At 39.6% G+C, this 5,216-nt stretch carries 4 protein-coding genes; 2 read left to right on the forward strand and 2 right to left on the reverse strand.

The genetic code is table 11. From position 1 onward, the window contains the following. Positions 1 to 272: 272 nt before the first annotated feature. A complete protein-coding gene (locus tag ACJAZP_RS19785) occupies positions 273 to 707 on the reverse strand; it encodes an IS30 family transposase (RefSeq protein WP_415232458.1) in 435 nt (144 codons plus the stop codon). A gap of 180 nt (positions 708 to 887) precedes the next feature. On the opposite strand from ACJAZP_RS19785, the gene ACJAZP_RS19790 reads away from it, so the two are divergent. Beyond that, positions 888 to 2,012 (forward strand): ISAs1 family transposase, encoded by a 1,125-nt coding sequence (locus tag ACJAZP_RS19790; protein ID WP_415232459.1) that lies wholly within the window; start codon positions 888 to 890, stop codon positions 2,010 to 2,012. 995 nt (positions 2,013 to 3,007) lie between these two features. Beyond that, positions 3,008 to 4,285 (forward strand): PilX N-terminal domain-containing pilus assembly protein, encoded by a 1,278-nt coding sequence (locus ACJAZP_RS19795; protein ID WP_415232460.1) that lies wholly within the window; start codon positions 3,008 to 3,010, stop codon positions 4,283 to 4,285. A gap of 46 nt (positions 4,286 to 4,331) precedes the next feature. On the opposite strand, the gene ACJAZP_RS19800 is transcribed toward ACJAZP_RS19795, so the two are convergent. Beyond that, positions 4,332 to 5,216 (reverse strand): LysR family transcriptional regulator (locus tag ACJAZP_RS19800; protein ID WP_415232461.1); only part of this gene is annotated, 885 nt, incomplete at its 5' end.

The raw sequence follows: 5,216 nt of genomic DNA on the forward strand, positions 1-5,216 counted from the left end.
GAGCAAAAAATGTTGATATTAGTGGAAATGGAGGCATACATTACGATGAAGGTCTTAGTGGTATGGGCGGCTCAGGAACCGATGCCTCAACCTCATACAGTGTTGTTTCTTACTATTACCCCAATGAGTAATAGAGCCCAGATCCGCGTAAATATCTTAAATTTATTGCAGTTAACTGGTAATTATAGGTAGATTCAAGCTTGAAGTGCATAACCCCTAAGCAGCCATAGTTACCCTACGTTCAGCCATTAATTTGGCTGGCATTTTATAATTTAATTTTTTCTCGGTCGATCATTAAGTTCTACTATTAAATATTGAATTACTGATAGCGGCACTTTATTGAAGTCTGTTGATTTCGGCCAATATTGTCGTAATAGATCATTCGTATTTTCATTCAATCCTCGTTGCCAAGAACAATAAAGATCTGCAAAATAAAGACCATAACCCAAACTCGTTATCATTTCTTCATTGTCAGCAAATTCCTTGCCATTATTAGGAGTGATCGTTAACACGACACCTTTAAAGAGCGCTAACAAAGCCATCGTCGCTGCGGTGACTGTTTTAGCTGATTTATTATTTATACGTGTCGACACGGTGAAACTCGTTTTCCGTTTAACAATAGTAACCACTGTGTCCCTTGCCAATGACCAAATTAATTTTAAAATCACCCTGTCTAGTTTTATTTTCAACAACTTGCGGCCGTTCATCAATACAGGGCAAGATTACGAATGTAGACTTTTATTTTGATTATTAATTGCTCTTTATTTTTACCTTTTATTTTTTTAATGTTAGCCGTATCTATAGATCTGAATTTACAAAAGGATCACGTTGTAGATCAGTTTTGGTTGTGATCATATACTTCTTTTTATCTTAAATAGAAACTAGATATGTCCCAAATAACCTTGATAAACCAGCTCTCAATCATCCGTGATACCCGACAACCGAGGAAAGTGCATCACAATTTAGTTGATGTTTTATTTTTGGCAATTACAGCCGTCATATCGGGCTGTGAGGGTTGGGAAGAAATACAAGATTTCGGCAACGATAAGTTAGATTGGCTGAGAAAGTATTTACCATTTTCAGGCGGAATACCTACGGACGACACAATTTCTCGTGTTTTTCAGTTGATTGACCCAAAAGAATTTCAAAAGTGCTTCGCTAATTGGATGAAAAGTTGCTGTGAGATGACTCACGGCGATGTAATTGCTATTGATGGAAAAACCTTAAGAGGTTCATTTAATAAGAAAGATAAATCAGATACTATTCATATGGTTAGTGCTTTTGCTGCGGCTAATTCAGTTGTATTAGGCCAAGTAAAAACGGACGTTAAATCTAATGAGATTACAGCGATTCCTAAACTATTAGATTTATTGGATATACGCGGATGCCTTGTAACTATTGATGCGATGGGATGCCAGACTAAAATAGCTAAAAAAATCGTAGATAAAGGTGGTGATTATCTTTTGCCTGTTAAAGGTAACCAAGAACGATTACAAACGGCATTAGACGGTATATTTTCAATTGGCCGATTAGAATTACCAGAAACAGAAGCCTATACAACTAAAGAAAAAGGCCATGGTCGAGAAGATAGCCGGATGTGTATGGTTGCAGATGCTGACGAAATTGGCGACTTAGTTTTTGAATGGCCGGGCTTAAAAACGCTTGGGTATGTCGTCTCGTTTAGATCTGAGAAAGATATGCAAACAACTGTAGCAGTTAAGTTTTATATCAGTTCAGCAAAACTAGATTCTAAAGCTTTATTAGAAGCATCAAGAGCACACTGGTCGGTCGAGAATAACTTGCACTGGCAGTTGGATGTTTCTATGAATGAAGACTCATGTCGTATTCGCCAGCAGAATTCAACAGAAAATATAGCAACTGTACGACATACAAGCTTAAACTTGTTAAAGAATGAAAAGTCTTTCGATGGTGGTATCAAGAGAAAGCATAAACAAGCAAATCGTAGTGATAGTTACCGAGAACTAGTTGTTTCAGGACTTTCGTTGCTATAAATGAAGGGTAATTTCAATCTATTTAGATTGATTATGTGAACTAAGTCGTTCGTAATTTCACCCTGTTCATCAATACTTATACGTTTTTTATAAACCCTCTACCCGCTTGCTTATCTTTACTATGTAATTGGTAAATTTTTCCTATTCTACGTAGGTTTTTGAATAAGTTAGCGCCACTTTTCTTATCTGACCACATGCTGATAAATGGTTTCATGGCTAATATGGAGGGGTTAGTTTTCATGAAGCCAACTCGAAATCTGCTCAGAAGTCCATTTATCCTTAAGTTTAAAGTCGATAAATCAATGAGGCTTGTGGTCATATTACAGGCTTTAGAAGCCGCTAACTTGCATATTTCGGCTAATTGTTGAGCTTGTTTAATACGATAACCTCGTAGACCTGTGTTACGAGAGAGCTCTTTGCTAATGGTTGATTAGTTAATATTGAGTTGCTTAGATATTTTATTTTGACTTAAAGTTGTTTTATTTAGTGCGTAAATCTGGCATCGTTGTTCATAGGTCAGTTGGTCATATGTTTTCATTGTTGTATCTCTTGCCGGAGAAAAAGCGGTTGGCATATAGAGAGCTGACCGTTTTTTCTACCTATTTAAGTTATGCACAGAGAACAACCTTTGCACTCACTCAGAGGCAATGGCTAACTGCACTCAGAGGCAATGGCTAACTGAATGAAGTGGCGGATATATCTGTGAAAAAATTTAAGACTGATAATTTTAGCAGCAGTGGCAATGGCAATGTTTATGATGATGCTAGTCCTGTGAAATTTTTCGCAGAGATGTTGAAAATGTACTTTTAAAAAATTAATGATAATGGTATTAATGTGTAGATGAAAATAACAACCATGCCAAGAACAATGAAAACCACAGGGAACTTTTCTGCAGTTAGCGGCTCAGGTTTTACCTTTAAATTAAGCTTACTTTAAAAGGTATTATTGGCTATAACCCAATAATGATAAGTGGAATAAATATGAAAGAGGGAAGTATGAAACAAAAAGGATTTGTACTGGTATCTGTGCTTATAATCACGACCATCACAACTATGCTGGCATTTTCGCAACTCAGTGAAAATCGTCTGCAGGAGCGAATTGCGGGTAATCAACGAAAAGAGATCAGTGCGCGGCTCGCTGCCGAAAAAGGCCTGTTTTATGCCTTTGAATATATAGAGGCGGAAAGTGATCAGCTAAATACCGATATATTAGCTGGGCTAAAAGCTTTGCCAACGGACAATAAAGAATACTCTTTTCCCTCAGATTTAATCGACCTTACAGGAACAACTTTTACCTTAGTAAGCAAAGGAGAAGTTAACGGTGCTTTTGCTTATTTAAAAACAACCATCGAAGCCAGTGATGCGATTGCGGGAAACTTTGAGGATGCGGTTGTTGGTTGTGAGAGTGTGAAGGTGTGGGGAGCTGGAAGCGTTGATGCTTTTTCTATCGATGCCGGCGGGAACAGAACGATAGGACTAGATGCCAATGTTAGTGCGATAGGTGGTACTGACAATATTACCTATAATAAAGATGACGCTATTACGGGGACTACCTCTGAATATTTTGGTGAATGTGATCCGCTTGTTATTGCTGATTATGAAGATGAAGATGGTGTTGACCAGAAGGGAGAAATAAGTAAAATTGCAGATCAAGTAGAAGGTGAACCTGGTCATTATGATACTGGTGCATCTGCTGAATTTGACGGTGAGAGTTATGCCGGGGGGGCTTATCCTCAGACGCTAACTGTGTTAGGAGAAGAGAAACAAGTTTATGTTTTTGATCAACTGAATGTTGGTTCAGAAACCATTACCATTGATGGCGATGTGACTATCTATTTAACTGGCGATTTTACAACCAAAAAATCGATCTTTAAATTAGCCAATTCGAACAGTTCGTTAACCATCTTGACTGCAGGAAAGGTATCCATCGGAACGAATTCTGATATTTTTTCAGATAATTTTGTTACTACAGATGAAAATGAAACGGTAAGAACGCCCTTAACCCTTTATTCATCGAATGACAGTACCGGCAATAATAGTTCTGCCGCTGTATATTTACAAGGTAACGGGCAAGTGTATATGAACCTGTATGCTCCTGTAGGGGAAGTTAATTATCAAGGTAACAACGGTCTTTTTGGTGCGATAAGGGGGAAAAAAGTCGATATTACTGGTAAAGGTGGTGTGCATTACGATCAAGGTCTAGCCGATGCTGGAAGTGGCAGTGAAGCAGAAACCTCATACTCCTCCGTTTATTATTACTACCCTGACGAATAATACTGCGCAGAAGAGCATAAATAACAACAAGGCCTGCATAGGCCTTTTAACATTTGATCAACCCTTTATTCGCCACCAGCATCTCGCGTAGCATTTTTAAGGCTTTACCCTGATTGACCACTTTCCAGGCTAAATATAAGGGCACAGCGGCCCGGGGCGGGGTTATCTGCAGCTCAACCAACTGGCCATTTTGTAAAAACTCCTGAATACGAAAACGCGGTAAAAACCCGCAGCCAATACCCGCTATCTGCGCCTTGATTTTATACTCCATACTGGGCACATAAAAATACTTATCTTCGCTGATCACCGATTGTGTTTGCGCTATCCAGTTGCGCGCCGTGTCGTGGGCAACCACCGCCCGGTATTGGGCAATCTGTGTATTGCTTAAGGGCTGCGCTTGTTTGCTTAAGGGGTGAGTTGGACTGACGGCAAAAATAGGTTCAAAATCACAGAGATGCAGGGTTTGGATGCCTTTTTGTTTGGGCGTCGGGCCGGGCACGCCGATAATCATATCTATTTTGTCCTCTACCAAGGCCTCCCAGGCTCCGTTCAAGATCTCTTCGCTGATATCCATTTCGATATTCGGATAGGTTGTTAAAAAATCATTAAACACCGAAAAAATAGCAGTGCTTTGTAAAATAGAGTCGATGGCAATATTTAATTTGGGTTCCCATCCATTGGCGATGGTTTGCGTTTTGACCGTAAGCCGTTCAACCGCTTCGAGAATTAAACGCCCCTCCTTAAGCAGGTTTTTACCCGCCGGGGTTAATACGGAACGTCTGCCCTGCTTTTGAAAGATGGTGACCTGCAGCTGCTCTTCTAATTTTTGCACTATATAGGAAAGCGCCGAGGGGACTTTATTAAGCTGCTCGGCTGCCGCGGCATAACTGCCGCGTTTTTCAATCGCATCTAACACTGTGATGGCTTCAAG

It is taken from the genome of Psychromonas sp., assembly GCF_047632955.1.
In the GTDB taxonomy this organism is placed as follows: Bacteria; Pseudomonadota; Gammaproteobacteria; order Enterobacterales; family Psychromonadaceae; genus Psychromonas.